Origin of the sequence: Azospirillum formosense (genome assembly GCF_013340925.1) — a bacterium.
Taxonomy (GTDB): domain Bacteria; phylum Pseudomonadota; class Alphaproteobacteria; order Azospirillales; family Azospirillaceae; genus Azospirillum; species Azospirillum formosense.
The window spans coordinates 1-26,205 of record NZ_WHOR01000054.1 but is presented as its reverse complement, the minus strand read 5'-3'; the positions used below and the strand labels follow the sequence as shown (position 1 = coordinate 26,205).

Below are 26,205 nucleotides of genomic sequence, written 5' to 3'. Positions count from 1 at the left end.
GCCGGGCACGCTCGGCCTTCGGCCCGGCGGGGGCTACCAGCCGCTGGCCCGGATAGCTCTTGCACGCCTGCGGCCCCATCTCGTCCAGGCAGATCACGACGCTGCCGGTGGGGGCGGCGGTGTAGAGTTGCTCGATAGCCCCCTTTTTCGAGCGAAGTCCGGATCGACACGCTCGCCAAACCATGTCTCCTCACGCCGCCACTTCAGGCCTTCGGCCAGCAGGATCTCGCTGATCCGGCTGCGCCGCATGCCAACGCCACGTTCACCCAAGTAGGCGACCAGGCGATCCAACGTCCAGCAGGCGAACGGCAGGCCCAACTCACCGGGCGCAGTCAGGGCGGTGGTAACCACCGTGCCGCGCTCTTCGGCGGTGTAGGTGGGGGGCGCCCCGAGCGCATCGCCTCATGCAAACCGGCAAGGCCCTGTTCGTTGAACCGCTTGAGCCAGAACCGCACGCATTTGCGGCTCAGCCCCATGCGGGTGGCGATCTCCGGCGCGCCCCAGCCCTCCTCCACGCCATGCAGAACGATCTGGGCGCGCCGAACCAAACCCGCGCCACGGGTGCGGGAACGCGCCAACTGCGTCAAAGCACTCAACTCTTCGGCGCCGACGGAACGGGCATGAACGGTCATGACACGCCACCTTTGAGGGGATTTCTCCCTTCAACCCACTCGCCCCTCTAAAATTCCCTCAATTTGCCGGATGCACCATTAAAGCGGATTTCAGCTCAGTTTAGATTCGGGTAGCCGCATAGCTTGAACCACGCTTTGGCATCGGTGGCGGTGATTGTATTGAGGGCTGGGCCGAGTTCCTGGTTGAGAGCATCGACAGTGCGGGCTTCCTTGGCGCGCAGGATTCCTTTGAGCTCGGCCCAGCCTGGCTCGATGGGCGAGAGGTCGGGCGAGTAGCGCGGGAGGAAGCGGACACGGATCCCCGCGGCTTCGAAGGCGGCGAGGATATCGGCGCGCTTGTGAGCGGAGAGGTTGTCCATGACGACCACGGCGCCGGGCTGGAGCACCTGCTCGACAAAGGCGAGAAACACGGCGGAGGAGGTGGACGCCTCGATGCTCATGGCGGCCAGCATGCCTTCGGCGCTCAACGCCCCAAGCACCGTGACGCGGCAGGCTTTTACATCATGGGCTGCTGTATGCGGCCTCCCTTACTGCGCGTAGCGGTTGGAATCGAACCGGTCGAGGTGAGTGCGAATCCAGTTTGCAGTCCTCGTCAGTCCTTCGCGAAACCCAATTTGAGGCTGCCAGCCGGTAAGGGAAACGCATTGGCTGTTGTCTGCCAGCAAACGTTCGACTTCGCTGGCCGGTGGGCGAAGGCGGTCTTCGTGGAGAAGGATAGGGACCTGACGGTCGCAGACCTCCATAGCCAGTTCTGCAACTTGGCCAATGCTCCATTCCCGGCCACTGCCAATGTTCAGGGTCTGGCCTTCCGAAGCGCCGCAGGCCCCCAGTGCGAGAAAAGCCTCCGCCGTGTCAGTCACATAGTTGAAGTCGCGGGTTGGGGTTAACGTTCCCAGCCGCAATGCATCACACCCGCTCAGGAGTTGGCTGAGAATAGTGGGAATTACAGCCCGTGCCGTCTGGCGAGGCCCAAATGTGTTGAAGGGCCGGGCTGTTACCATTGGCAATTTGAAGGATAGGTAATAGCTCTCGGCCATTTTATCTGCGCCAATTTTGCTGGCTGCGTAAGGAGACTGACCGGTCAATGGATGGCATTCCGCGATCGGAACGCTGCGCGCTGTGCCGTAGACTTCGGATGTGGAGGTATGGACCAGCCGGATCAGGCTGGTTGAACGCCGGCACGCTTCCAGTACGTTCAATGTGCCGCCGATGTTGGTGTCCACATAGGACCGCGGAGCCGAATAGCTGTAAGGAATGGCGATCAAGCTAGCCAGATGGAAAACGAAGCTTTGCCCGGCGACCGCCTTTTGCACCCGCTCGGCATCGCGTATGTCGCCCGGGAAAATCTCGACGGCAGTCAGGGTGGCCTGCGGCACGTCGGCAAGCCACCCCAGGGAATTCCAGGAATTGTAAAAGGTAAACGCCCGGACTTGGGCCCCTGCCCGTGCCAACCTTTCCACAAGATGGCTACCGATGAATCCATCTGCTCCGGTCACCAGGACGGTTTGCCCGGCGTAGACCTGAGCAGGATCAGCCTGGGGGTCTGTCACGCTGAACTCCTATCGCATCATACTGTCCTGACCGTCGCAAGGTTTTGATTTCGGCGCGGACGCGGCATGCTTGCCAGTTCCCTTCGGCAACGTCCAGACTTATCCCTGGCTGTTCGGGCTCAGATCATACGTGGTAGGATGTGGGTGATCGGGGAGGCGATTGATCTCGGCTTTTGGAAAGCCCTGAAGGGTGGGCGTGTTTTTAGCGCAGAGGAAATTGGAAACATATGGAAGGTCGAGATTTTAGCATCGCCTGCACTGATTCCGCTCTGCCCATCCAGGAAGGGATGGCGCAGTTGGAGCGTGCCCACAAACGTATCCTGCTGGTGGTTGATGCAAAACGGCGCCTTCTTGGTGTGGTCGCCGACAGCGACTTCCGGCGGGCGCGGTTGAATGGCCAGGATTTTTCTGCCCCTTTGCATACGATTATGACCCGCAATCCGGTGGTCGGACGGCCCGACATGACGCCGTCGGAAATGCTGGCTTTGATGCGCCGGGCACATTGCCATGAACTGCCTATTCTGGACGGCGCCGGTCGGGTTGTCGATCTGTTGCTAATCGAGGATGTGTTCAATGTCCGGGAATCGTCGCCAGCCTTGACAGCCGTGGTGATGGCCGGTGGCTTGGGGCAGCGGCTGCGTCCTTTAACAGAGCACACGCCCAAGCCTCTGTTGCCGGTCGGCGACCAGCCGATCCTGTTCACCCTCCTCGATCAGCTTCTGGCCAGTCACTGTGAGCGGATATACCTTGCCTTGAACTATATGGCACCAGCTGTGATCAAGGCGGTGGAGGCGGTACCACGCTATCGTCAGACCGTGCGGTTTCTGCGCGAGGACACGATGCTGGGAACCATCGGCGCCCTCTCTCTCCTGCCGGAGCGGCCTGATCACCCTTTCATCGTCATGAACGGCGACATTCTCGCACGGATTCCGTTCGAGGACATGCTGCGTACGCACCAGCGCGAAGGGAATGCCCTGACCGTCGCTGTGCGCGAGCAGACCCAGCAGCTTTCCTATGGCATTGTCACACTGGAGGGAACGCGGGTCACGGGCATGCGGGAAAAGCCGATCCTCAGCCACTTCATCAATGCCGGCATCTATGTTCTGAACCCGTCCCTCCTGGACTGGATACCGCATCAGACCCGCTATGATGCCACGACCCTAATCGAGGATTCGCTTCGGCAGGGGCTGCGTGTCGGTTCCTTCCCGATGCGGGACTATTGGATTGACATCGGTTTACCGGATCAGTTGGAACAAGCCCGGCGTGATTATGAGGGCATGTTTGGAGCCGCCTGCTCGGAACAGCCCGCCGAGGCGGACGTGTAATGTCCTACACTCCGATTAACAAAGGCCAGTTCACCCTCGATACGCCTGAACGTGCCGCCGCGTTCGAGCGTGCCCGCGGCCATGGCTGGGCCGAGGACTATGCGGAGAACCGCCGGCAGTGGACGAGCCTTCCGCATGAGAAGCGGGTCGCCAACTATCCTCTTCATGTCGATCTCGAACTGGCGTCCATCTGTAACCTGCGCTGCCCGATGTGTTACACGATCAGTGCCCATTTCCGGGAGCGGGTGAACGCACGCCTGATGGATTTTGGCCTGTTCACGCGGTTGGTCGATGAATGCGCTGCAGGCGGCGTCTATTCCATCCGGTTGTCCCTTCGGGGCGAAGCCTTCCTGCATCCCCGCATCGTGGACTGTGTCCGCTACGCCAAGCAGAAAGGAATCCGCGAGGTTTCCACTCTGACCAACGGGATGCGGCTTGATGGTGCGCTGTTCCAGGAATTGATGGAGGCGGGGCTGGATTGGATTACCGTCTCCATCGATGGCGTGGGGGCCGTTTACGAGCAGATCCGCCGCCCAGCCTGCTTTGACGATATGGTGGCCAAACTGACGGAGTTTGCGCGCCTGCGCCGAGAGGCCGGACGTGTGAAGCCAGCGATCAAGGTGCAGTCGATCCTTCCCGCCATCGCCGAAAAGCCGGAAGAATTCTACGCCATCTTCGCTCCGATCACCGATTTGGTCAGCGCCAATCCGCTGATCGATTTTATGAGGGACAAGGTGGCCCTGCCCAAAATACCGGACTTTTCCTGCCCCCAAATTTATCAGCGCCTGGTGGTGGGGGCCGATGGCACCTGCATGATGTGCGCCAACGACGAGAGCCAGGAGATCGTCGTCGGCGACGCCAACCGCCAGACCCTGCACGAAATCTGGCACGGTCCGGAGATGACGCGGATACGGGACCTGCATGCCCGGCACGAGGGCTGTGCCGCGTTGAAGCCTTGTGCCAACTGTTACCTGCCGCTTGCGACCCGGTCGGAGGAGGTGAAAATGGGCGAGCGGGTCGTGACGGCGGAGAAGTACGTTGACGGAACAGAAAGCGTAGCCGCCTTGGAAACGCCGGATCGTTGGCGCCGGGAAGGATTGAGCGTATGACGTCGCCCCGTCAATGGCGTGTGCCCTTCAGCGATGTCCGACTGGATGAGGATGACCGGGCCGCCGTAATGGCGGTGCTGGAATCCAACTGGCTGACCATGGGGCCCAGGATTCAGGAGTTCGAACAGGCTTTCGCGACGGCCCTGAGCGGTGGCGTCAGCGCCGTCGCGGTCAGCAACGCCACGGCCGCGCTGCATCTTTCCCTTGCGGCGCTGGGAGTCGGGCCGGGAGACGAGGTGATTTGTCCGGCCCTCACCTTCGTCGCGACCGCCAACGCCGTCCGCTATGTCGGTGCGACGCCGGTGCTTGCCGACATCTGTTCGGAAGACGAATGGAACATTGATCCGGTCGACGTCGAGCGGCGCATCACGCCACGCACCAAGGCGATCGTCGTGGTGCATTACGGCGGCTATCCGGTGCGTATGGATGAAATCCTGGACATCGCACGGCGCCATGGTCTGCTGGTGGTGGAGGATGCGTCCCACGGTCCCCTGTCGGAGTGGCGCGGGCGCAAACTGGGGACCATCGGCGATGCCGGCTGCTTCAGTTTCTTCGGCAACAAGAACATGACCACCGGCGAGGGCGGCATGGTGGTTACGGCGCGGGCCGATGTGGCCGAGCGCCTGCGCCTGATGCGCAGCCATGGCATGACCAGCAACAGCTATGCCCGGTTTCGAGGGCATGCCTTCGGCTACGACGTGGTGGCGACCGGCTATAATTTCCGCATGGATGAGATGCGGGCAGCTTTGGGCATATCGCAACTCAGGAAATTGGCGTCCGGAAACGCGTACCGGGGCGGTTTGGTACGGCAATATCGAGAGCGCTTGAAACGCCAGGTGCCACAGGTAACTGTCCCATTCCCCGAGAGCAATGGTAACCTATCCTATCATATCTTTCCGATACTTCTGCCGTGCGGATATGCTGGCCGTGAGCATCTGATGGCGCGTATGGCTGAATGTGGTGTGCAAACCAGCATTCATTATACGCCTATTCATTGGTTCAGTGCTTTTCGAGATGAGTCAATATTCATGCCGGTTCTTGATGGAATGGCGGACAGAATTCTTACATTGCCTCTATTCGCAAGAATGTCACCGGAGGACGTCAATTACGTTGTCGAAAGCCTTGATAAATGTCTGTAAAAATAGTTTTTTTTGCTTTTCACAATGCGGGTTTTGATTGCCTGGATTGGTCTTTGTCCTGCCAGGATTATGAAGTTTCTCTGGTGGTGACGCATGATCCGTATCCAGGCGAAACTGTATGGTTTGAATCCGTAGCTGATAGAGCGAGGCAATCTGGAGTTCCGACGATTTTCTACAGCCGGGGCGATGAAGAAATTTTGTTGCAACAACTTGCAGAAATTAAGCCGGATCTCATCATTTCTGTCAATTATCGGCGTAAGATATCTATGAAGGCCGTTTCTATGGCTAGAATCGGTGCCTTCAATGTTCATGATTCCCTTCTTCCCAAGTACAGAGGGTTTGCGCCATCGGTGTGGGCTTTGCTACGGGGGGAAACGCAAACAGGCGTAACATTGCATGAAATTATAGAAGAGATTGACATGGGGCCTATTGTGGCACAGCGGGCACTGCCCATCCTACCTGATGATACGATACGCGAACTCCTCGCGCGCATCCGCATCACCACTCTGGATTTGTTCCGCTCTAGCTTGCCTCTCCTGACCAATGAGCAATTTGAACGGATTCCGCAATCTCCCGGCACCGGTTTCTCCATGCCACGTCGCTCCGTGAAGGACGACTACATCGATTGGACTGGGACAGCTGATAGCATCCGGAACTTCGTGCGTGCCGTAGCGCCTCCGATCGCCTTCGCGCGGACACGGCTTGGGCAGCATGAATTGCGTGTTGATGACGCAATCGTTGAACGAGGCTTGCGCATGCAAGGGGCCGCGCTTGCGCCTGGAACGGTCGTGGATCGTCCATCCAGCAGCACGGCGCGTGTGCAGGCCATCGACGGGACCATCCTGATCCGCTTCAGCCCCGTGCCAAGCGGTGCTGAAGAATGGGAGCATACCGTTCTCATGAACGCATTGAAGCCTGGGGAGTGCTTGCAGTGAGCTTGTTGCCGGAAGCGCGGACGACACCGCTCATCATCGCTGAGATCGGCGCCAAATACGCCAGTCTGGACATCATGCAGCAGATGGTCCAAGCTGCGAAGGAGTGCGGTGCGGATCTGGTGAAGTTCCAGACTTATCAAGCGGAAACGATCAGCACGCCCGGTGCTACCTTCACGATGGAAGACGGCTCCATCATCTCCCAATACGACTTTTTCAAAGCTTATGAGCTGTCGGAGGCCGATCACGCGGCGTTGGATGATTTTTGCCGGGACATCGGCATCGGTTGGCTGTCCACCCCCAGCCACCCCAATGACGTGACTCTGCTGGAGCGCTTCGACCCTCCTGCCTACAAGACCGGATCGGACGACCTCACCAACCTTCCCTTTCTCAGGTACATTGCCGAGCAGGGGCGGCCGATGATCGTTTCTACCGGCATGTGCACTTTGGGAGAGGTGGAGAGGGCGGTGGAGACCATCGTCGCTGCTGGTAACCAGAATCTGGTTCTTCTGCATTGCGTGGTGTCCTACCCGGCTCGGGCGGAAGATGCGAATCTGCGGGCCATCCAGACCCTGCAGCAGGCTTTCGGCTTCCCGGTCGGCCTGTCCGACCACACCACCGATGAGTTCACCAGCGTTCTGGCCACGGCCCTGGGAGCGGTGGTGATCGAGAAGCACCTGACCCTGGACCACGCTTTGAAACTGCCCGATCACCAAGCATCCCTGGACCCCACGGCTTTCCGGCGGTTGGTGGAGCGGGTCCGGCTGGTGCCGGCGGCCTTGGGGGACGGGGTGAAGCGCATTCTTCCCACCGAAGAGAAGTGGCGGCGCGCGGCCCGCAAGTCCCTGTTCGCCATCGTGGACATTCCCGCCGGCACCCGCATCGAGCCGGACTATCTGACCATTCGCCGTCCCGCTGACGGCATCCATCCCCATCACCTGGAACTGGTGATCGGGCGCTCGGCCCGGACGGATATTCCCGCCGGCGCCCTGATTGCCTGGAACATGCTGTCCGACTGATGCCCGCCGCTGAAATTTTGATTCGAGTCGACGGCGGCCATGTCATCGGGCTCGGTCATATCTTCCGTATGCGCGCGCTTGCACACCGGCTGATTGGAAACGGGTTTTCGGTCGCCCTGGCGGTGCGGCGGGAAACCCCGGGGGAGACGGTGCTGCGAGAAGCCGGACTGGTCGTGCATGGACTGGCGGACGATGAGGCCTTTCTGCCGCTGGCGCAGACCTGTGGGGCGGGGATCGTCATCCTGGATGTGCTGAACACCTCCGTCGACCTGCTGCGTGCCCTGCGCCGAGCCGGCATTCGGCGTCTGGTTACTCTGGACGACGAAGCCGGAGGGTTGATGGAGGCCGACCTGGTCATCAACTCCATCGTCTCCCTGGCTGGGCGCTATGACGCCACCGCCTGCCGGGCCCAACTGTGCGAGGGGCCGGCTTACATGATCCTGCAGCCGGAGATGGCCCGGTCCGGCCCGCCGCGGCCAGTACCCGACCGGGCCAGACGTCTGCTGCTCTGCTTCGGCGGCAGCGACACGCGCGGATTGAGTGCCCGTGTTTTGTCCGCCTTGGGAGCACTGCCCGGTCCGTTGGATCTGCATCTGAATCTGGGGCCGGCTGCGTTGCAGGGACAGGGTCTGATATCGGCCCGGATAGCGTCTCCGCATCCGGTCACGGTGATGCGGGGCGTGCCGGATCTGGCCGCCTGTTTTCGGAATATGGATTTGGTGCTCTGTGCCGGCGGCATCATGCTCTATGAACTGGCCGCACTCGGGGTTCCGGCTGCCGCCATCGCCTCCGAACCGCATGAACGGGCCACCATCGATTTCTTTGTGGGCGCAGGATGCGTGCTGGATTTGGGATACTATGAGACGCTTCGACCGAGCGATCTGACGGCGCGCCTGGCCTCGCTGCTGGACTCAGCGGCACGGCGTCGTGACATGGCCCGATGCGGGCCGCTTTTGGTCGATGGCGGGGGCCTGGAGCGTTGCGTGAGATTGATCGGAAAGCTGGCGGCATGAAGCGGGTGTGCATTCATCAACCGGATTTCGTGCCGTATCTGGGGTTTTTCGACAGACTTCTCTCCACCGACGTCTTCATCCTGCTCGACGATGCGCAGTTCCTCCGGCGGGGGTGGCATCATCGCGATCGGATCAAGACCCGGCAGGGCAGCGATTGGCTGACCCTGCCGGTCGAGAAATCGCCCCAGACCACGCCGATCAACCATATGCGCTTGGCTCCAACGTCGGCTGGGTGGCAGGCGAATCTGCTGAATCAGCTTCAGGAAAATTACCGAGATGCCGCCCACTTCAGTAAAGAGTTTCCCTGGATCACCGAGCTGCTGAGCGGCCCGTTCGAAAGGCTGGTGGACCTCAATTTGGCTTTCCTTAAGGAATGCTTGCGACGATTCGAGTTGCAGCCGGAAATCGTCCTGGCTTCGTCCTTGGGGGTTGCCGGCGCCCGTACCCAGCGGCTGGTGGATCTGGTGCGAGCCGTGGGAGGCACCAGCTATCTGAGCGGCACAGGGGCCCTGGACTATCTGGAGCCGGAGCGGTTCGTGGAAGCAGGCATCACGTTAACTATCCAGGATTTCCGGCACCCGGTCTATCCGCAGCTCCATGGGCCTTTCATGCCTTATCTTTCCTGCTTGGACGCGCTCCTCAACTGCGGTTCTGACGTGGCGGAAATCCTGCGGGCCAAAAACGTTCAGGAAACTGGTCCGTGAGCGTCGGCATTATTCTGCAGGCGCGCATGGGATCGACCCGGCTGCCAGGAAAGGTGCTCCGGCCATTGGACGGCATTCCCATGCTGGACCGGATCGTGGCCAAGCTGGACCGTGAGGCCGACTTTCAACTGGTGGTGGCCACAGGCGATCTGCCAGGCGATGATCCGGTTGCGGCCCATGCTGAGGCCCTACGGGTTCCGGTTTTCCGAGGTTCTTCCCTGGACGTGCTGGACCGCTATTACCGTTGCGCGCTACGTTTCGGCTTCACCCAGGTGATCCGGGCGACGGCGGACAATCCCTTTGTGGATGTGGAGGAGGGGGAGCGTCTGTTGCGCCGGCATCTGGCCGACAGAGCCGATTACAGCCTGACCATTGACCTGCCTCTGGGGGTGGGGTTGGAGGTCTTTACGTTCCCGGCCCTGGCCCGTTCCTGGCTGGAAGGGCACGCTCCCCACCATCGTGAGCACGTCAACGAATACATCCTGGAGAACCCCGAAGTGTTCCGGATCACCCGGGTGTTGGCCCCCGAACCCAAGAAAGCGCGCGGGTTGCGCCTGACGGTGGACACGGCGGTCGATTTGGCGCGCGCCGAAGCCATGCTGGTGGAATGGCGGCACCAGAACGGCGTGATGCGCGATGGCGCAAGTGCGGACAGCCGGAAGGACGGAGCCGATTTCGGCGAGCCGGGAACCGAATGGCTGGTCACCAACGCCGTACGGGTCTGGGAGGGGCGTGCATTGATGGGAGAAGAACGATGAAGGTGTTGGCCCTTGGGGCCCATGCGGACGATGTGGAGATCGGGTGCGGCGGCAGCCTGCTGCGCTGGGCGGCGGAAGGGCACGAACTGGTTCTCTACGTTGCTACGGATTCCGCTTATGCCGCCCCCGACGGCCGCCCAATCCGCAGGGCTGAGGAGGCCCGGCGCGAGGCGGAAGCTTCGGCCGCTCGGCTGCGCGCCCAACTCGTCCTCGGGACTGCGCGCACCTTTGCCCTTGCCTGTGCCGAGCCCCTCACCGCCCGGCTCGTGGAGCTGTTCGAGACGGTGCAGCCGGATTTGGCCCTGGTGCATTGGGGGGGCGACACCCACCCGGACCATCGAGCTCTGTTCCAAGCAACCCTGCACGCCAGCCGGCGGTGTCCGCGGCTGCTCGGTTATGCGAGCAACTGGTATCCCGGTGCGGAGACCTTTGAGCCGCGGCTCCTGGTCGACATCTCCGGAACCCTTGAGGCGAAGCTCGACCTGATCGGTGTGTTCGCTTCGGAGAACGGGCGGACCGACGGTGTCTGGCAGAGGCACGCCCGCGAGCAGGCGGCGCTTCTCGGGCGGCAAGCCGGCGTCCGCTACGCGGAAGGGTTCCACATGGTCAAATACCTGATCTGAGCAAGGCTTGGCGCAAATGGCACATCACATCGTCGATATACCGGAGGATCTTGCGCAGGCCCTTCTGGATTTTCGCCGCGCCGTGGGAGGGAAAAGCAGCCCGGACACCTTGCTGCGCGCCTTGGAAATTGGAGCGGCCCTGCTTCCCCACGCCGAAGGCGGCGCTGTCACGGTGCGCCGGCCGGACGGAACGGAGCACAGGATCTTTCTGCCTCGGGATCATCGCGTCCGACTGGCCGCGGGGAACAAGGATTTGGAGAACCGGCACCGTGGAGAACGCTGTTTTATCCTGGGAGCTGGGCCCAGCCTGGTAGGGTTGGATCTTCGCCGGCTGGCGGGAGAAACGGTGATTTCGGTCTCGCGCACCTATGATCTGCCGGATTTTGCTTTTATCAGGCCTCGCTACCATTGTTTCCCGACGTTCACGCGTCAAGTGATGTCTCCGGATGAGATCGCAGACCTTTTTGCCACTATGGACCCATATCTGGGCGACGCGGAGCTTCTGCTCAGCGCTGAAGAGGCCGAGATCGTCGAAAGTCATAGCCTGTTTCCCACCCGCAAGGTCCGTTACCTCGCCTTTGATCCCGCGGGAATCCTGCCGCCGCCGCCGCGCCTGCCCAACCTGACCGAACTGTTGCCGAATGTTCAGTCGGTGCCCATCATGGCCCTGATGATCGCCATGTACATGGGCTTCCGGGACATCCACCTCCTGGGTTGCGATCATGACGAAATCTGGAGCGGCACCTACAAGTACGCGTTCACTCCGTCTTTTACAATCAATGACCTCTCGGTGGATAAGGAGCGCCGTGTGGTGACCAGCACCCACGATCTGCTTCAGAACTACGGCCTGCTTTGGCGTCAGTATCGGCAGTGTCGCCTGATTGCCGAGGCGAACGGGATACGGATCGTCAACGCCACAGCCGGTGGCCGGCTGGACGAGTTCGAGCGTGTCGCGTATGAATCCCTATTCGCGGATACCCTCTCCGGCGGAGACAAATTTTGACCAATTTGAACGATCTGACGCCGGATCTGGTGATCCATTCGCTTGAGGACATGCGCAGCGCGATCCGCAGCTATCCTCGCAAAACGCCTGGCCTCGCTCGCTATCAGGATATGCTGATAGCGTTCGACGATGTGCTGGCGTTGTACAGCGAGGTCCGGAACATTCTGATGCAGGGAATCTATGATTTTCCGGCCACCCGTCCCGATGCCTTTATCATCGATGGGGGCGCTCATCTTGGCGTTACGGCTCTACGCTTCAAGCACCGGCATCCGCAAGCGACTGTTCTTTGTTTCGAGCCGTCGCCGGAGGTTCTGCCCCTGCTGTACCGGAACATTGCCGGCAACGCCTTGTCGGGCGTGTCGGTGGTCGAAGCCGGTCTCGCCCCCGGACAGGGGACGTCAGCTTTTCTGCCGGACGGAGCGGACGGCGGCCGGATGATGGCGGAAGCATCAGGTGGAACGACAGTTCCCACCGTCTCCCTGTCGCGTTACATCCAGGGGCGGGTCGATATGCTCAAGCTGAACATCGAAGGCATGGAGTATCCTGTACTGCTGGAACTGCAACAGTCCGATTGCCTGCATCACATCGACCGCATGATCATCGAGTATCATGGTTGGCCGAACGCCTCTCAAACGCTGGGGCATATTCTGAACATTCTGGCCGAAAACGGATTCCGTTACCTTATTCATGACTTCGATGCGGAGACGAACCCGGCCAGCAAGCCGCCTTTCCTGGCGAATCGGGACGAGCTTTGGTTCGCCCTGATCCATGCCCGCCGCGTCCGCTCCGCCTAGCAGCCGTTCATGCGCATTCTGACCGTCAATTCCCACGAGCAGGCCGGCGGGGCCGAACGCATTGCGACGGAGCTGACCCGAGGCTATCGGGAGCATGGACACACAGCCATGCTGGCGGTCGGCTATCCGAAGCCGTCGGAAAGCCGGGCCTTGGCCTTACCCCGCGAACGGACCTGGCCCGCCCGCAATCCGTTGGCTCCGCCAAGCCCCGATTTGCCGACCCGCCGGACGGCTCTGCGCGCTGGGCGGGAGGACCATTTTTATCCATCCAGTTGGGACATTCTGGACCTGGCTCCGGAACGGCCCGACCTGTTGCATCTGCACAATCTCCACAGCTGGTATTTCGACCTCCGCGCCCTGCCCTGGCTCAGCCAGCAGGTTCCGACCGTGCTCACGCTGCATGACGCTTGGCTGTTGAGTGGCCATTGCGCCCACTCTCTGGAATGCGACCGTTACAAGAGCGGATGCGGCGATTGTCCCGACCTTGGGCTCTATCCAGCCATCAGCGCCGACGCCACTGCATCGAATTGGAGGATGAAGCGGGAACTGCTGCAGGCGTCGCGTCTGTATGTGGCGTCCCCCTCCCGCTGGTTGATGCAGCGGGCCGAAGGCACCCTGCCCCGGGCTGGGCTGGTGGAGACGCGCGTTATCCCCCAAGGCGTGGCAACGGATGTGTTCCGGCCGGGCGACCGGTCGGCCGCACGGGCGAGGCTGGGACTGCCGGCGGATGCCTTCATCCTGCTGTTCTGCGCCAACAGCTTTCGGCACAGTTCCTACAAGGACCCGGAGGGACTGCGTCTGGTCCTGACCCGGCTGAGCCACGCGTGGCAGGGCCCTCCCCTGCTCCTGCTCGCTTTAGGGGATGAGGCGCCGGACGAAAGCATCGGCCCGGCCCGGCTGGTTCATGTACCGTTTCAGAGCGATCCGCGTCGGGTCGCCCTCTACTATCAGGCCGCCGATCTTTACGTGCATGCTGCCCGTGCAGAGACGTTCCCGAACGTGATCATGGAGGCGCTGTGCTGCGGGCTGCCCGTGGTGGCTTCGGCCGTCGGGGGCATTCCCGAACAGGTGGCTGCCCTGAATTCGGCCAATGGTCTTTGCGAATCGTGGTGGGCGGCCGCGGATCATGACGCGACTGGCCTGCTGTACCCGGCTGGCGCTTATGACGCCATGGCCGAAGGCATTGCCAGTCTCGCCCGATTGCCTGAACTGCGCCACCGTTTGGCCGAGAACGCGGCGGCCACAGCCCCAGCCCGCTTCGACATGGCCCGGACGGTCGCCGCTTACCTGGATTGGTTCGCGGACATTCTCGACCAGGGCCGCCACGACCCGAGTCCGGCGCTTCCGTCCCCGGCGCTTCCGTCGGGTTGGGCTTTGACTCTGGCGCGCCGGCTGGAGCAGGCGGAACCGGTCAGCCGTCTTTTCGGATTCGACCGCGGAACGCCGGTTGACCGGGTTTACATCGAAGCGTTTCTTGCCACCCAAGCCTCCAGCATCCGAGGACGGGTTTTGGAAGCCGGTGACGACACCTATACCCGCCGCTTTGGCGGTGACAGGGTGAAGAGCGTCGATATCCTGCATGCCACCCCCTCCTCCGGTGCCACCCTGGTCGGGGACTTGGCCGATCCGGATCTGCTGCCCGAGGGTCGTTTCGACTGCATCATCCTAACCCAAGTCCTGCATTTTCTGCCGGACATGCCTGCGGCTCTGCGCAATCTGCGGCGTGCCCTTGCTCCCGGCGGGGTTCTGCTGGCAACTCTTCCGGGGATCACCCAGATCAGCCGCTATGACATGGACCGTTGGGGCGATCGTTGGCGCCTGACCCGTTGCTCCGCCAACGAGCTGTTGAAGGTTGGCTTTCCTGATGACCGAATCGAGCTGTTCAGCCACGGCAACGCCGCGGCGGCGACTGCCTTCTTGAACGGGCTGGCGGCGGAAGAACTGCCGGCTCCGCTGCTGATGGCCCATGACATGGATTACGAGGTTGTCTTGGCCGCGAAGGTGACCCGGTGCGCGCCGGGCGCTGTGCCGGCCCACCCCCGGTCGCGGCCGGGCGGGCCGCTGATCCTGAACTATCATCGGGTGACATCGCTGTCGCTCGACCCGCAACGGTTGGCTGTGCGGCCGGACCGCTTCGCCGGTCATCTGGAGGTTCTGCGCAAGCGCGCGGCGCCAATGCCTCTTGCCGCCTTGCTGGAAGGACTGCGGCGAGGCGACTTGCCGGACCTTGCGGTGGCGGTGACCTTCGATGACGGCTACGCCGACAACCTGCATCTGGCGGCGCCCCTTCTGGCGGCCCATGAGGTGCCGGCGACGGTCTTCGTCACCGCGGGGGCCATCGGCAGCGATCGGGAGTTCTGGTGGGACGAGCTGGAGCGGCTGTTCCTATGGCCCGGCACCATCCCGGAACGGCTGTTCCTTCCCACCGAAACCGGAGGCATCGGTGCCGATTTCACCGGCTGCGCCACCTACAGCCCGGAGGAATGGGAACGGAACGCGGCCTGGACCGTCCTCGACGCCACGGACCCAACCCCCCGGCACGCCTTTTACCGGCGCTTGTCCCGCGTCCTTCACACGACGGGTTCGGCGCAGGCGCGGCTCCATATCCTGGAGGGGCTGGCGCAGCGTTTCGGGCGTTCCCTGTCCGGCCGGGCGAGCCACCGCGCCTTGAGTGCACATGAGTTGCGGCGGCTAGCCGGTATGCCGGGCCTGGACATCGGTGCCCACACCATGGGCCATGGCCGCCTGTCCTTGCTGGAAGCCGATCAGCAGCGGATGGAGATCGCCGACAGCAAAGCCCGCCTGACGGAACTGACCGGCCGGTCGGTGTCCCTTTTCGCCTATCCCTATGGCGACGAAGGCAGCTTTACCGCCGAAACCCGGGCGCTCGTGAAGGAAGCGGGCTTCGCCGCCGCCGTGACTACGCAGCCGCGAGCGGCATGCCCAGCGGACGATCTCTTCGCCCTGCCCCGCCTCACCGCGCCGGATTGCGATGGAGACGGGTTTGCAGACTGGTTGGAAAGGGCCTTTTCCGGTCAGATGAATGCCTGATGAGACCTGTGCGCGAAAGGGCCGCGGCGCTCACCTCGGGAGCTGTTAAGGCGGCGTGGCATCGCTGATTCCATGGCGTTGGTGGCGATGGAGGCGAGCAATGGCGCGGCGTCGGATCGGGCAGGAAGAATTCCGTTTCCCGGCTGAGGAGGGACGGCGCGGCAGCGCGCTGGATGAGGCCTCTGCCCTGCTTGACTGGTCCGGGATCGATCGCCTGCTTGACCTGCTCCCCAAGTTTCCTCCACTCAGAGTGCGAGTCCCCTCATGTGATGCCCTGAATGGGCGTTGATGGCAACCGGGGCCGGGGCATGCCCCGGCCCCGGTTGCGGCGACGTCCGCGTGGCGACTTCGATCGGTGTGGCGCCGCCGAGTATGGCGCGACAATCTGGATGAAGGAGCGCGACGATCAGGATGAGAAGAGCTGGGGTCGCGGCTGAAGGATGATTGTCGCGCGCGGCGTCGGTTTTCAAGCCTCCTGTCGCGGCGCGTCAATCTGGTTGGCGTTGATTGTCGCGCGGGAGGGCGGGCGTCCCGGTCCGCGTTTGCGCTCCAGGGCGGCTCGCCGCCGATAGCTTTCGACGTTCATCTCGAAGATGGTGGCGTGGTGAACGAGCCGGTCGATGGCGGCCAGGGTCATGGCTTGGTTCGGAAAGATCCGCCCCCACTCGCCGAACGGCTGGTTGGCCGTTATCAACAGCGAGCGGCGCTCGTAGCGGGTTCCGATCAACTCGAAGATGACGCTGGTTTCGGCCTGGTCCTTGTTGACGTAGGCGAAGTCGTCGAGGATCAGCAGGTGGTACTTGTCGAGCTTGGCGATCGCCGATTCCAAAGCGAGGTCGCGGCGGGCGATCTGCAGCTTCTGCACGAGGTCGGTGGTCCGGGCGAACAGGACGCGCCAGCCGTTTTCCACCAACGCGTAGCCGATGGCGGCGGCGAGATGGCTTTTGCCGCCGCCGGGCGGCCCGAACAGGATCAGGTTGGCGCCCTTTTCCAGCCAGCTGTCCCCGGCGGTGAGCGCCATGACCTGGGCCTTGCTGACCATCGGCAGGGCGCCGAACTCGAAGGTCTCCAGCGTCTTGCCCGGCGGCAGGCGGGCCTCGTCGAGGTGGCGTTCGATGCGGCGCCGGGCCCGTTCGGCCATTTCATGCTCGGTGAGCGCGGCGAGGAAGCGGGCGGCCGGCCAGCCCTCCTTGTCGGCGCGGGCGGCGAACTCCGGCCAGATCAGCTTGATCGCGGGCAGGCGCAGGTCGCCCAGCGCCAGCGACAGGCGGGCGGTGTCGATGGGATCGGACGGGCTCATGCGGCGGCTCCCGGGCGGACGGTGCCCAACTCGTCGTAGAGGCTCAGCGGCACCAGCTCGACCACGACGTCGGTGATGGCCGGGGCGGCGGGCTGGAATCGCTCGCGCAAGCCCGGCAGATCGGGCAGCCGGCCGGCGTCCAGGTCGGCGTCGAGCCGGTGGGCCAGTTCGGCCTCGCAGCCGCGTTCATGGGCGAGCGACAGCAGGCCGACGGTGATGGTGCAGGCTTGGCGCTCGCTGCCGGCGGCCAGCAGCGCCTCGAAGACGCGGGCGTAGGCGCGGCGGGGAAACAGCTGGTCGCGGTAGACGAGGTTGAGCAGCGCCATCGGCTTGCGCCGCAGCGCGTGGATGATGGTGAGGGCGGCATCGTGCGTGCGATCGAGGTGACCCCCGCCAATGTGCACGACGGGAAAATGCTGGGATCGGTTCTTCCGCAGGAACCAGGGGATGTCTACGCCGACTTGGCTTACGTGGGAGATGCCAATCGCCAGCACATTCTTGCCGCTGGCGGTCGTCCATTCCCTCCCGCTCGCGGCACCTGGGGTGGCGAGGCGGCGCTGCGGCGGCTGGAGACCTGGAACCGCCAAGTCGGGAGGATCCGGGGCCGGGTGGAGAAAATCTTCGGGACGTGGAAGCGCAGCTACGGCTTGCGGCGGGCTCGCTACCGCGGCTTGGCCCGCTTCGGCCTCCAGGTCCGGCTTACAGCCATCGCCTACAACCTGCGCCGGGCGGCGACCATCCTGAAGCCCGTTCCAGCATGATCAGGGGAGGAGTGTGTCTGCGGCGCGCTTGGCGCTGCCTTCAGCGCCCGCGGCCGCCGATAAATCAGGTCGTTGGCTCTCAAAGCCTGGATTTTCCGCCGCCATCTCCCAACCGCGCACAGGTCTCATCATACCGGCGAGTGGGCCGGACAGGAGAATTGGTTGGCCGGAAGCCTATGCGGGTTCTTGAGACAGGTACCGCTCTACGAACAGTCCCATGATCATGTCAATCACGGCGTTGGACACATGGCGGGAATGGCAGTCGTCGCTTCCGAAGACGCGGAAGTCGCTGTGCCCGCCAAGCCAGCGGACGATCTCGAACGCCGGCCAGTACAGGATATCGGGACGCTTGCTCGTCACCTCGTGTACCGCCAGACGGATGGTGCTCTTGGAAATGCAGTCAGCCTGTATCACGGAAGGAAACTCATTGGTACCGACCAGTGGAACGGGTGAAACCGACAGGACGATCTGTGCGGCCGGATTCATTCGCCTCAGGCTGTCAAATATGCAATCAAGATTTTCGGTATTCTCGGCAACTGTCGTGGTGCGCAGGCGATAAGGGCCTTCACCGAAGGCGAAGCCGACCTTGTCGTTCTTCCGGCTTGTGAAGGCGAATTCACCGCTCTGCTCGTTGAACAGGCATGGCGCGACGCCCACTGTGACCACCAGCAACCTTGACGCTTTGATGCCTTCGCAAAGCGAGGCACGGCGCTCCTCACCCTGCAGATTGGCGAAATAACTAGTAAACTTATCCTGCTCACCGCATAGCCAACGCAGCATGTGCCGGTTGGCGAACGTGGAATTGATGTCCTCAGGGATTAGGTAGTTTAGGACATCTAAACCCAGGCGCGTCAGGGAACGGCCGATGTTGACGGCGAAACAGGACCCAAAGGTAATGACTTTATCGCCAGGCGATAGGAACCGTTCACGGTGTGGCAGCAAATCGACAAGCTCGCGCTGCGCATGCCGGCGCAACTGCACAATTTCTGAAATGTTCATTTCGACTGGCCAGAGCCGGGCTTGTTGCCTACCCGCCGTGCCTTCATGGATGTAGACACCTTCCCCAACCTCAGTAACCGGCCCCGAGAGTTCCGTCAGGTAACCACCCAGCCCGAGATTACGGCCTAGCGTGTAGAAACCCAGATCAATGCGTGCCGCCTGCACGATATCATGCCGGGCTTTCTGAAAATCCCCCAGACGGTGCATCGCCAGTCCCCGGTGGAACAGGGCATCGGCCAGCAGGCGGGCGTTTTCTACAATGGGGGTCAGAGCGGCTGCGGCTGCGACTGGGTCGCCGTTTTCCAGCCATTGCTTTCCGGCGGCGATCATGGACGCCATGTCCATTGGGTCCTGCATCTTGCTTCTCCGGCGCCCTGGCAATGTGAAAGGTCTTAACGTTTGGATGCGATGGCGGCAGACGGAAAAACACCGTCACCTCTTTCCCTGTTCTTTTAACTCTTGGAATACCTCAGGTCCGCACGGGATTGAAGCCCATTTCTCTTGAGTTATTCGGGATTCCGGTATCAGACATGTCCCTGTTGCTGGGTAAGGCAAGCTTATCCAATATCCGAAAAAACAGGATGTTTCAAATGCCTTGCTGATGACGGATGCATACTGGCATGGGTCAGCCCCGCCTTGTGCCCTTCAGGCGGATACGGCATCCTGCCGGTCGACCCATATCGGCCATTCCGTTCCGCGAAGGTGAGTTCGCCATGCCTCCCAGCGCTTCTTCTTTGGTTTCTCCAGATGAGGGAACCACCGCATCCTGGAGGGAGCGCATTCGGAGCAGCACCTTCGCCAACTATCATCATGAAATGGGCATGGCTCTGGCGCGGTGTGGCGAGAAAGATGCCGCCGTGGCCGCGTTTCAGCGGGCTCTCGGGATTGACCCCGCCCATTTCGGCTCCGGCATCATGCTGGCGGAACTGCTGCGCGGGCGGGGCCAAGCAGCGGCGGCTGAGGCTGTTGTGAACGGGCTGCGCGCCATCGACGGCGACGCGGAGGCGCTCGGCTTTTTGGAGATTGCGGAAAGCCTGCTGAACTTGGACCGGCTGAAGGACGCGCAGGACCAGATCCGGCAGGCGGCTACATTCGGAAAGCGCGCCCTGGAGGTCAGGGCCGACGTGCTGGTCGCGGTTGCGAGCGAACTCAATGGTGGCGGCGCTTACACCGAAGCCTGCGATTGGCTGAACTCCTTTCCTTTTCTGGTCAACCACGCCGAGGCGGAAGGGGAACGCGGGCGGGCCCTGTTCTTCGCTGGGCAGGAGGAGCGCGCCGAACCGGTACTGCGCCGTGCTCTGGAACTGGACCCGGACCTGCTGCCGGGGCTTCCTCACTATCTGCTGGGCCAGATCGAGCGCCGCCGCTTGAACATTCTAGCTGCGCTCAGCCATTTCGCAGCCTACGTGAAGCATCATCCAACCGGACCGCTTTCCTTCTACTCGCGGATATTCAGCGCCCAGATGCAGCTTTTGGGAGGCGAGTTCCAGAGCGCGCTGACAGCGCTGGATGCGATGGCACTTCCGGGGGTACCGGAGCCGGTCGCCTTGCGGGCGATGGTGAATCTGTCCTTGGGAAACATGACGGCGGCCGATGCCGATGCCGGCGCGACAATTCGGGACACTGGGGACGAATCGTGGCTGCGCGTTTTCGCCGGGATCGTCCGGCTTGCCCAAGGACGACTGGCGGATGCGCTGGTGCTGCTGCCTGATAGAGCCTATCCTTGGGCGGCCCCAGCGCTGAGCCGGCTGGGCAGGGCCTGTGCTTGCCATGCCCAGCGAAACATGGAGGAAGCTCGGCGTCTGCTGGAAACCGTCCGCCGGGAGGAGGCGGAAGCAATTCCCTTAGCCCTAGCCCAGCTTGGCCCTCTGGCCGCTCCTCTCCGCTCCAGCTTTCCCGAGATCGAATAGGCTTTCCAAGCGTCGCATAACATAACCCCAATACCCCCGAGGGGACGGGACCTCGGACAAGGGAGAAACCAATGCGCTTGGCTTTCTATCAACCGGCTAGCGGTGGAGGCGTCGTTCCGGCGGACCTGATGGAACTGTTGCGCAGGCGGGGGCACGATGTCCGGCTTTGCGGCCTCAGCCGGGAGGTGGAGACGTGGCATCCGGACCTTGTCGTCGCAGGCGATGCCTTCGGGGGCAAGCGCACAGGGCATCCCTGGATCGGGCGGTTGCTTCAGGAGCCGGAAGCGTTCCGAACGGACTGGCGCAAACTCGAGTGTCTCCTTTCACATGATGGCTGGCTGACCGACACACCCACGCAAGCCCGCTTCCTGGAGGATGTTCTGGTCCCGACCGGCAAGCCGGCCTTGCGGATGCATTTGGACGACGTGTGCCCGGAGCTTCTGGCGGAGCGGTTCGAAGCCCTGGCAGCGGCGGTGGTGCAGGCTGCCGGCTTCACCGCCCAGCCGCCGGGCTCCACCGTTGATTACATCGTGCGGGTTGGTTCCCGCGATCGGGCCTACGTCGCGCGCTGCTTGCAAAGCTTGGCGGAGCAGACGCATCCAGGGGTGGGGCCGTGCTGGTTCGGTTTGGTCCTGTCCCCGGATTGGAGACTGAGATTGAGCGGGTGCGGCCCCGGCTTCGACAGATACGGCTTCTGGATCTGGATACGGATGGGAACGGTTCAGCCTCCCGCAGCACGGCTCTCTGGCGCGGGCTGACGCAGGTCGAGGCGGATGCCTTCGGCATTCTGGATGATGATGACGCTCTGCATCCAAACCATGTGGCCACTTTGCTACCCTTGGCTATGCTGCCGGGGCCGGGAGTGGCCTATTCCGGTTCGATCCGGGTTTGGGAGGCATTGGAAACTCTAGGTTTTGTCGCCAAAGCTGCGTAGCCAGACCATGACGGAAGCGATCTGGACGAAGGCAAGGTAGTGGGCGTCGAGCTTGTCGTAGCGGGTCGCCACGCGACGGAACTGCTTCAACTTTCCGACCAGACGCTCAACGAGGTTCCGCCGCCGGTATGCCGCGCGGTCCAAGTCTGGATTCCTCGGCTGGTCGGCGCGACTGGGAATGATCGGCACGATGCGCTTGCGGCGCAACACGTCGAGCAGCCAAGCGGCCGAGTACGCCTTGTCGGCGATCACCGCATCTGGTTTCCAGCGCGGGCGCCCACGTTTTCCGCTGCGCAAGGCGCCTTGCTCGAACAGTGGGCCGACGCCCAGCAGGTCGTGGCGTTCGCCACCGGTGAGATGCAGCGCCACCGGCCGTCCCTCGGCGTCGGCACGCAGGTGCAGCTTGGTCGAAAAGCCACCGCGCGAGCGGCCAAGCGCCTGCTCGCCCGACTTATGACGTGCCCCGGCGGCATGGGCGTGGGCGCGGATCACACTGCTGTCGAGCAGGTGCGCATCCCAGCCCGCGTTCGGTGCCATGGCGCGCAACTCTGCAACGATGCGGCCCCAGATCCCGGCAGCCGTCCAGCGCTGCAGGCGACGCCACGCGGTGCGCCAGTTCATCACATCCACAGGCAGGTCACGCCAGGGCGCCCCGGTGCGGGCCAGCCAGAGGACTGCTTCGAGAAAGTATCGGTGATCGAGTGAGGGCCGCCCGGTCCTGGGCTTCTGGGGCGGAAGCAGGGGCAATAGCCGACGCCACATCGCGTCGGTCAACATGGTTCTGATCGGCACTCGGACCAAATGCGATCAGATCGGCTCTGCGCAAGTCCCTTTGGCGACAGAACCTAGTTGGATGTGTATAAACCATTCCTCTCTTCTATGCCCCTGTAAGGAACCCCTTTGCCATGACCCACTCCCGCCGCATCTCGGTGATCGGGCTCGGCTATGTCGGCCTGCCGGTGGCCGTCGCGTTCGGGCGGACGGGCGTGCCCGCTGGAATTCCCGTGGTCGCCTTCGACATCGACACACGCCGCATCGCGGCGCTTCGGGATGGACACGACCACACGGGAGAGGTTCCAGACGCGGATCTGGCCGAAGCGCGCCTGCACCTGACCGACGACCCGGCGGATCTGGCGAAGGCCGACTTCCACATCGTCACCGTGCCGACCCCGATCGACGACGCCCGGCGCCCGGACCTGCGCCCGCTGCTGGCCGCCAGCCGCACCGTCGGGCGGCATCTGAAGCGCGGCGACGTGGTGGTCTACGAGTCCACCGTCTATCCCGGCGCTACGGAAATGGACTGCGTGCCGGTGCTGGAAGGGGAGTCCGGCCTGACTTACGGGCGGGACTTCACCATCGGCTACTCGCCGGAGCGCATCAACCCCGGCGACAAGGAGCACCGCTTCGAGACGATCACCAAGGTCGTCTCCGGCTCCGACCCGGCGACGCGGGCGCTCGTCGCGGCGGTCTACGGCAGTGTGGTGAAGGCCGGTGTGCACGAGGCCGCCTCCATCGCCGTGGCGGAGGCCGCCAAGGTGATCGAGAACACGCAACGCGACGTCAACATCGCCCTGATGAACGAACTGGCGGTGATCTTCCACCGCATGGGCATCGACACCCGCGACGTGTTGGCCGCCGCCGGCACGAAGTGGAATTTCCTGAAATTCCAGCCGGGTCTCGTCGGCGGCCACTGCATTGGTGTCGATCCCTACTACCTGACCCACCGGGCGGAGCAACTCGGCCACAACCCGGAGGTCATCCTGGCGGGCCGGCGCATCAACGACACCATGGGCCAGTATGTGGCGCAGGAGACGGTGAAGCGGCTTCTGCGCAGCCGCGCCGGGCAGGCCGGGCCGCTGCGCGCCACCGTGCTGGGCCTGACCTTCAAGGAGGACGTCCCCGACATCCGCAACACCCGCGTCGTGGACATCGTGGCGGAACTGGCGAGCTTCGGGGTGGAGGTCGCCCTGCATGACCCGCTGGCTTCGCCGGAGGAGGTTGCGCACGAATACGGCCTCACCCTGACCCCGCGGGACGCCCTCCCGCCTGCCGACGCGGTGGTTCTGGCCGTTCCCCACGCCGCCTATCGGGCGGAAGGCTGGTCGCTGATGACCAGCCTCCTGAAGGACCGCCAGGGCCTCGTCATGGACGTGAAAGGGTTGCTCGACCGCGACGGCGTGCCGGACGGCGTGGATCTCTGGCGCCTGTGACGCTCCGGACGCCGGAAGCCTGCCAGGAACGGTGGTGGCAACACTGAATAGGGAGAAACCTCCATCAAAGAGAATGACTGTTCCTGAAGAGGAACTATTCTCGTCAACTTGACACGGGATTTGGCGTCTTCTTATCTCCGGCACAGGATTGACCGACGATCAGCGGCCGGCGATGGCCGAATGGAACGGAGAAGGAAGCGCAAAGCATGACCAGTGAACCGGTTCCATCGTCCCGCGTCCTGGTAACCGGCGGGGCCGGCTACATCGGAAGCCACGTTCTCCACGCCCTCGCCGACGCCGGCATTCCCGCGGTCACCATCGACAATCTTTCCACGGGCCGGCGCCAGGCCGTTCCGGCCTCCGTCCCGCTGGTGGAGGGCGACGTCGGGTCGCCCGCCCTGCTCGACGAGGTGATCCGCGAGCACGGCGTCGATGCGGTGATGCATTTCGCCGGCTCCATCGTCGTGCCGGAATCCGTGGAGAAGCCCCTCGCCTACTACCGCAACAATACCGTGAGCAGCCTCACCCTGCTGGACGCCTGCGTGCGGCATGGGATCGACAAGCTGGTCTTCTCCTCCACCGCGGCGGTCTATGGCGCGCCGGAGCGCGTCCCGATCGACGAGGATGCGCCGACGGCGCCGATCAATCCCTACGGCGCGTCCAAGCTGATGACGGAGCAGATGCTGCGCGACGCCGGCGCCGCGCATGGGCTGCGCAGCGTCATCCTGCGCTACTTCAATGTGGCCGGCGCCGATCCGGCGGGCCGCACCGGACAGGCGACCCCGGTCGCCACGCACCTCATCAAGGTCGCCTGCCAGGCGCTGCTCGGGCAGCGGCCGGCGTTGTCGGTCTTCGGCACCGATTATCCGACCCCCGACGGGACCTGCATCCGCGACTACATCCATGTCAGCGATCTCGCCGACGCGCATGTGCTGGCTCTTCTCCACCTGCGGCGCGGGGGCGACAGCCTGATCCTGAACTGCGGCTATGGGCGCGGCGCTTCGGTGCGCGAGGTCGTCCGCACCCTGGAGTCGGTCAGCGGCGAAACGGTGCCCGCCACGCTCGGCCCGCGCCGGGCCGGCGACCCGCCCCAACTGGTGTCCGCCGCCGCCCGCATCCGGGAACGGCTCGGTTGGGTTCCGAAGCACGATTCCCTGGAAGAGATCGTGCGCAGCGCCCTGTCCTGGGAGCGGCGGCTGGACCAGGAAAGAGCCGGGCGCGACGGCGCCTGACACCGTATCGGCATTGGTTTCACGCAGCCGCTCCTTGCCGGAGCGGCTGTTTTCTTGTGGGCCGATGCAGGAAAGGCGGACCGGTGGATTGCGCTTGTCTTGGCGTTGCTGCCGCTTATAGAGTGCGCCCGCCCTCATCGCCCAATCCGGGTGCCCAATTGAGGGGCCAATCGGGGAAGGTTGTGCCGCAGCCTCCCTGAACATGGTCTTCGACAGGTCGATTGGGAGAAGCACCGGTGCAGATGGATGCCATGGAGATGGACGCGGCGGCGCTTCGTCCGCAGCCATTCCACACCCTGCAACCCGGTCCCCCACCCCGCCTTATGATGCCCCGCTCAAGCGATGCCCGGCGCGCCGCCGTCTTTGGAGCCAATGAATGACCAGCCATTCGAAGCCGCTTTCCGAGTCCGATCTTGAGCGGATCATTCCGCCGGAGATCAAGAACGATGAGTTCTATCAACTCATCGAGACTCTGGCGCGGACCGAGAAGCTCCGTTATGTGCTGGAGATCGGCTCTTCCGCCGGCGGCGGCAGCACGGAAGCCTTCGTCAAGGGGTTAAAGGACAATCCGCACAACCCCCTGCTGTTCTGCATCGAGATTTCGCGCCCGCGCTTCAAGCAGTTGGCGGATACGTACAAGGAATACGACTTCGTCCGCTGCTACAATCTGTCCTCCGTCTCGGTGGACGAGTTCCCGAGCACGGACACGGTCGCCAATTTCTACACAAAGACGCCGACGTCGCTGAACAAGTACCCGCTTCCTCTGGTGCTCGACTGGCTGCGGCAGGACACGCAGTATGTGCGCGAGGCCGGAGTCGGCAGCAACGCGGTCGAGGCGATCCGCACCGACTACGGCATCAAGCATTTCGACATGGTGCTGATCGACGGATCGGAATTCACCGGCATGGCCGAGCTGAAGAAGGTCTATGGCGCCACCATCATCCTCCTGGACGACACCAACGCCTACAAATGCTACGAGGTGCGGGAGTATCTCCTCAACGATCCGGCCTATGAGCTGATCGCCGACGACCAGGAACTCCGCAACGGCTTCTCGGCCTTCCGCCTGCGCCGTTCCGTGGAACATCCCCTGCCGATCCACTTCTTCACCATCGTGCTGAACGGCGAGCCCTTCATCCGCTACCACGAGCGGGTGTTCGCGGAACTGCCCTTCGACTGGCACTGGCACGTCGTGGAAGGCGTGGCCGCG

At 63.1% G+C, this 26,205-nt stretch carries 24 protein-coding genes and 2 pseudogenes; 18 read left to right on the top strand and 8 right to left on the bottom strand.

Features of this window, described 5'->3' with window-relative positions:
- The 4 genes and pseudogenes from GBZ26_RS29930 to GBZ26_RS09915 all read right to left on the bottom strand — a co-directional run.
- On the bottom strand, nucleotides 1-184 hold a 184-nt coding region (locus tag GBZ26_RS29930), incomplete at its 3' end, for a hypothetical protein (RefSeq protein ID WP_211104676.1).
- A 148-nt stretch (nucleotides 185-332) separates the two neighbouring features.
- Nucleotides 333-632, bottom strand: coding sequence for a helix-turn-helix domain-containing protein (locus GBZ26_RS29925; protein WP_211104675.1), 300 nt, complete (start codon nucleotides 630-632; stop codon nucleotides 333-335).
- Between the two features lie 95 nt (nucleotides 633-727).
- Nucleotides 728-1,114 (bottom strand): annotated as a pseudogene (locus GBZ26_RS09920) (transposase); the annotation flags it as partial.
- Between the two features lie 45 nt (nucleotides 1,115-1,159).
- Nucleotides 1,160-2,182, bottom strand: coding sequence for a GDP-mannose 4,6-dehydratase (locus GBZ26_RS09915; RefSeq protein WP_174438701.1), 1,023 nt, complete (start codon nucleotides 2,180-2,182; stop codon nucleotides 1,160-1,162).
- A gap of 287 nt (nucleotides 2,183-2,469) precedes the next feature.
- On the opposite strand from GBZ26_RS09915, the gene GBZ26_RS09910 reads away from it, so the two are divergent.
- From GBZ26_RS09910 to GBZ26_RS09855, 12 genes are read left to right on the top strand one after another with little or no spacing between them, the layout of a single operon-like run.
- The gene (locus tag GBZ26_RS09910) at nucleotides 2,470-3,507 is read left to right on the top strand and encodes a nucleotidyltransferase family protein (RefSeq protein ID WP_174438700.1); all 1,038 of its coding nucleotides are present in this window, start codon (nucleotides 2,470-2,472) and stop codon (nucleotides 3,505-3,507) included.
- On the top strand, nucleotides 3,507-4,616 hold the full coding sequence (locus tag GBZ26_RS09905; RefSeq protein ID WP_174438699.1) for a radical SAM/SPASM domain-containing protein: 1,110 nt from the start codon (nucleotides 3,507-3,509) through the stop codon (nucleotides 4,614-4,616). Before GBZ26_RS09910 ends, GBZ26_RS09905 begins: the two co-directional genes overlap by 1 nt.
- A complete protein-coding gene (locus GBZ26_RS09900; protein WP_174438698.1) occupies nucleotides 4,613-5,755 on the top strand; it encodes a DegT/DnrJ/EryC1/StrS family aminotransferase in 1,143 nt (380 codons plus the stop codon). Before GBZ26_RS09905 ends, GBZ26_RS09900 begins: the two co-directional genes overlap by 4 nt.
- Nucleotides 5,746-6,690: a formyltransferase family protein gene (locus tag GBZ26_RS09895; protein ID WP_174438697.1), complete on the top strand. Its 945-nt coding sequence runs from the start codon at nucleotides 5,746-5,748 to the stop codon at nucleotides 6,688-6,690. The genes GBZ26_RS09900 and GBZ26_RS09895 overlap by 10 nt, the downstream gene beginning before the upstream one ends.
- A complete protein-coding gene (locus GBZ26_RS09890; RefSeq protein ID WP_174438696.1) occupies nucleotides 6,687-7,706 on the top strand; it encodes an N-acetylneuraminate synthase family protein in 1,020 nt (339 codons plus the stop codon). Before GBZ26_RS09895 ends, GBZ26_RS09890 begins: the two co-directional genes overlap by 4 nt.
- A complete protein-coding gene (locus GBZ26_RS09885) occupies nucleotides 7,706-8,719 on the top strand; it encodes a PseG/SpsG family protein (RefSeq protein ID WP_174438695.1) in 1,014 nt (337 codons plus the stop codon). The genes GBZ26_RS09890 and GBZ26_RS09885 overlap by 1 nt, the downstream gene beginning before the upstream one ends.
- The gene (locus tag GBZ26_RS09880; protein ID WP_174438694.1) at nucleotides 8,716-9,423 is read left to right on the top strand and encodes a WbqC family protein; all 708 of its coding nucleotides are present in this window, start codon (nucleotides 8,716-8,718) and stop codon (nucleotides 9,421-9,423) included. The genes GBZ26_RS09885 and GBZ26_RS09880 overlap by 4 nt, the downstream gene beginning before the upstream one ends.
- Nucleotides 9,420-10,181 carry a cytidylyltransferase domain-containing protein gene (locus GBZ26_RS09875; protein WP_174438693.1) on the top strand — a complete coding sequence of 254 codons (762 nt, stop codon included), beginning with the start codon at nucleotides 9,420-9,422 and terminating at the stop codon, nucleotides 10,179-10,181. Before GBZ26_RS09880 ends, GBZ26_RS09875 begins: the two co-directional genes overlap by 4 nt.
- Nucleotides 10,178-10,804 (top strand): PIG-L deacetylase family protein, encoded by a 627-nt coding sequence (locus tag GBZ26_RS09870; RefSeq protein WP_174438692.1) that lies wholly within the window; start codon nucleotides 10,178-10,180, stop codon nucleotides 10,802-10,804. Before GBZ26_RS09875 ends, GBZ26_RS09870 begins: the two co-directional genes overlap by 4 nt.
- A 16-nt stretch (nucleotides 10,805-10,820) precedes the next feature.
- Nucleotides 10,821-11,807, top strand: a complete 987-nt coding sequence (locus GBZ26_RS09865; RefSeq protein ID WP_174438691.1) for a motility associated factor glycosyltransferase family protein — start codon at nucleotides 10,821-10,823, stop codon at nucleotides 11,805-11,807.
- The gene (locus GBZ26_RS09860; RefSeq protein ID WP_174438690.1) at nucleotides 11,804-12,601 is read left to right on the top strand and encodes an FkbM family methyltransferase; all 798 of its coding nucleotides are present in this window, start codon (nucleotides 11,804-11,806) and stop codon (nucleotides 12,599-12,601) included. Before GBZ26_RS09865 ends, GBZ26_RS09860 begins: the two co-directional genes overlap by 4 nt.
- Before the next feature lie 9 nt (nucleotides 12,602-12,610).
- Nucleotides 12,611-15,652: a polysaccharide deacetylase family protein gene (locus GBZ26_RS09855; RefSeq protein WP_174438689.1), complete on the top strand. Its 3,042-nt coding sequence runs from the start codon at nucleotides 12,611-12,613 to the stop codon at nucleotides 15,650-15,652.
- Between the two features lie 466 nt (nucleotides 15,653-16,118).
- Here GBZ26_RS09855 and istB read toward each other — a convergent pair whose 3' ends face one another.
- Together istB and GBZ26_RS09845 are read right to left on the bottom strand one after the other, a co-directional pair.
- Nucleotides 16,119-16,952, bottom strand: coding sequence for an IS21-like element helper ATPase IstB (gene istB, locus GBZ26_RS09850; protein ID WP_174438688.1), 834 nt, complete (start codon nucleotides 16,950-16,952; stop codon nucleotides 16,119-16,121).
- The gene (locus GBZ26_RS09845) at nucleotides 16,949-17,356 is read right to left on the bottom strand and encodes a hypothetical protein (protein WP_174438680.1); all 408 of its coding nucleotides are present in this window, start codon (nucleotides 17,354-17,356) and stop codon (nucleotides 16,949-16,951) included. The genes istB and GBZ26_RS09845 overlap by 4 nt, the downstream gene beginning before the upstream one ends.
- Here GBZ26_RS09845 and GBZ26_RS09840 point away from each other — a divergent pair.
- Nucleotides 17,297-17,713 carry a transposase gene (locus GBZ26_RS09840; RefSeq protein WP_343207325.1) on the top strand — a complete coding sequence of 139 codons (417 nt, stop codon included), beginning with the start codon at nucleotides 17,297-17,299 and terminating at the stop codon, nucleotides 17,711-17,713. The genes GBZ26_RS09845 and GBZ26_RS09840 overlap by 60 nt on opposite strands.
- Before the next feature lie 174 nt (nucleotides 17,714-17,887).
- On the opposite strand, the gene GBZ26_RS09835 is transcribed toward GBZ26_RS09840, so the two are convergent.
- On the bottom strand, nucleotides 17,888-19,051 hold the full coding sequence (locus tag GBZ26_RS09835; RefSeq protein WP_174438686.1) for a GSCFA domain-containing protein: 1,164 nt from the start codon (nucleotides 19,049-19,051) through the stop codon (nucleotides 17,888-17,890).
- Between the two features lie 281 nt (nucleotides 19,052-19,332).
- Here GBZ26_RS09835 and GBZ26_RS09830 point away from each other — a divergent pair, with 281 nt between their 5' ends.
- Nucleotides 19,333-20,622, top strand: a complete 1,290-nt coding sequence (locus tag GBZ26_RS09830; RefSeq protein WP_174438685.1) for a tetratricopeptide repeat protein — start codon at nucleotides 19,333-19,335, stop codon at nucleotides 20,620-20,622.
- A 71-nt stretch (nucleotides 20,623-20,693) separates the two neighbouring features.
- Nucleotides 20,694-21,380 (top strand): hypothetical protein, encoded by a 687-nt coding sequence (locus tag GBZ26_RS09825; protein WP_174438684.1) that lies wholly within the window; start codon nucleotides 20,694-20,696, stop codon nucleotides 21,378-21,380.
- A gap of 149 nt (nucleotides 21,381-21,529) precedes the next feature.
- Here GBZ26_RS09825 and GBZ26_RS09820 read toward each other — a convergent pair whose 3' ends face one another.
- Entirely contained in the window at nucleotides 21,530-22,333 is an 804-nt protein-coding gene (locus GBZ26_RS09820; RefSeq protein ID WP_174438683.1) for an IS5 family transposase, read from the bottom strand.
- A gap of 128 nt (nucleotides 22,334-22,461) precedes the next feature.
- Between GBZ26_RS09820 and GBZ26_RS09815 the strand changes: the two genes are divergently transcribed.
- The 3 genes and pseudogenes from GBZ26_RS09815 to GBZ26_RS09805 form a co-directional block, all read left to right on the top strand.
- Nucleotides 22,462-23,766: a nucleotide sugar dehydrogenase gene (locus tag GBZ26_RS09815; RefSeq protein WP_174438682.1), complete on the top strand. Its 1,305-nt coding sequence runs from the start codon at nucleotides 22,462-22,464 to the stop codon at nucleotides 23,764-23,766.
- Between the two features lie 206 nt (nucleotides 23,767-23,972).
- Nucleotides 23,973-24,998, top strand: coding sequence for a UDP-glucose 4-epimerase GalE (gene galE, locus GBZ26_RS09810; protein ID WP_174438681.1), 1,026 nt, complete (start codon nucleotides 23,973-23,975; stop codon nucleotides 24,996-24,998).
- 376 nt (nucleotides 24,999-25,374) lie between these two features.
- Nucleotides 25,375-26,205, top strand: a pseudogene (locus GBZ26_RS09805) (hypothetical protein); the annotation flags it as partial.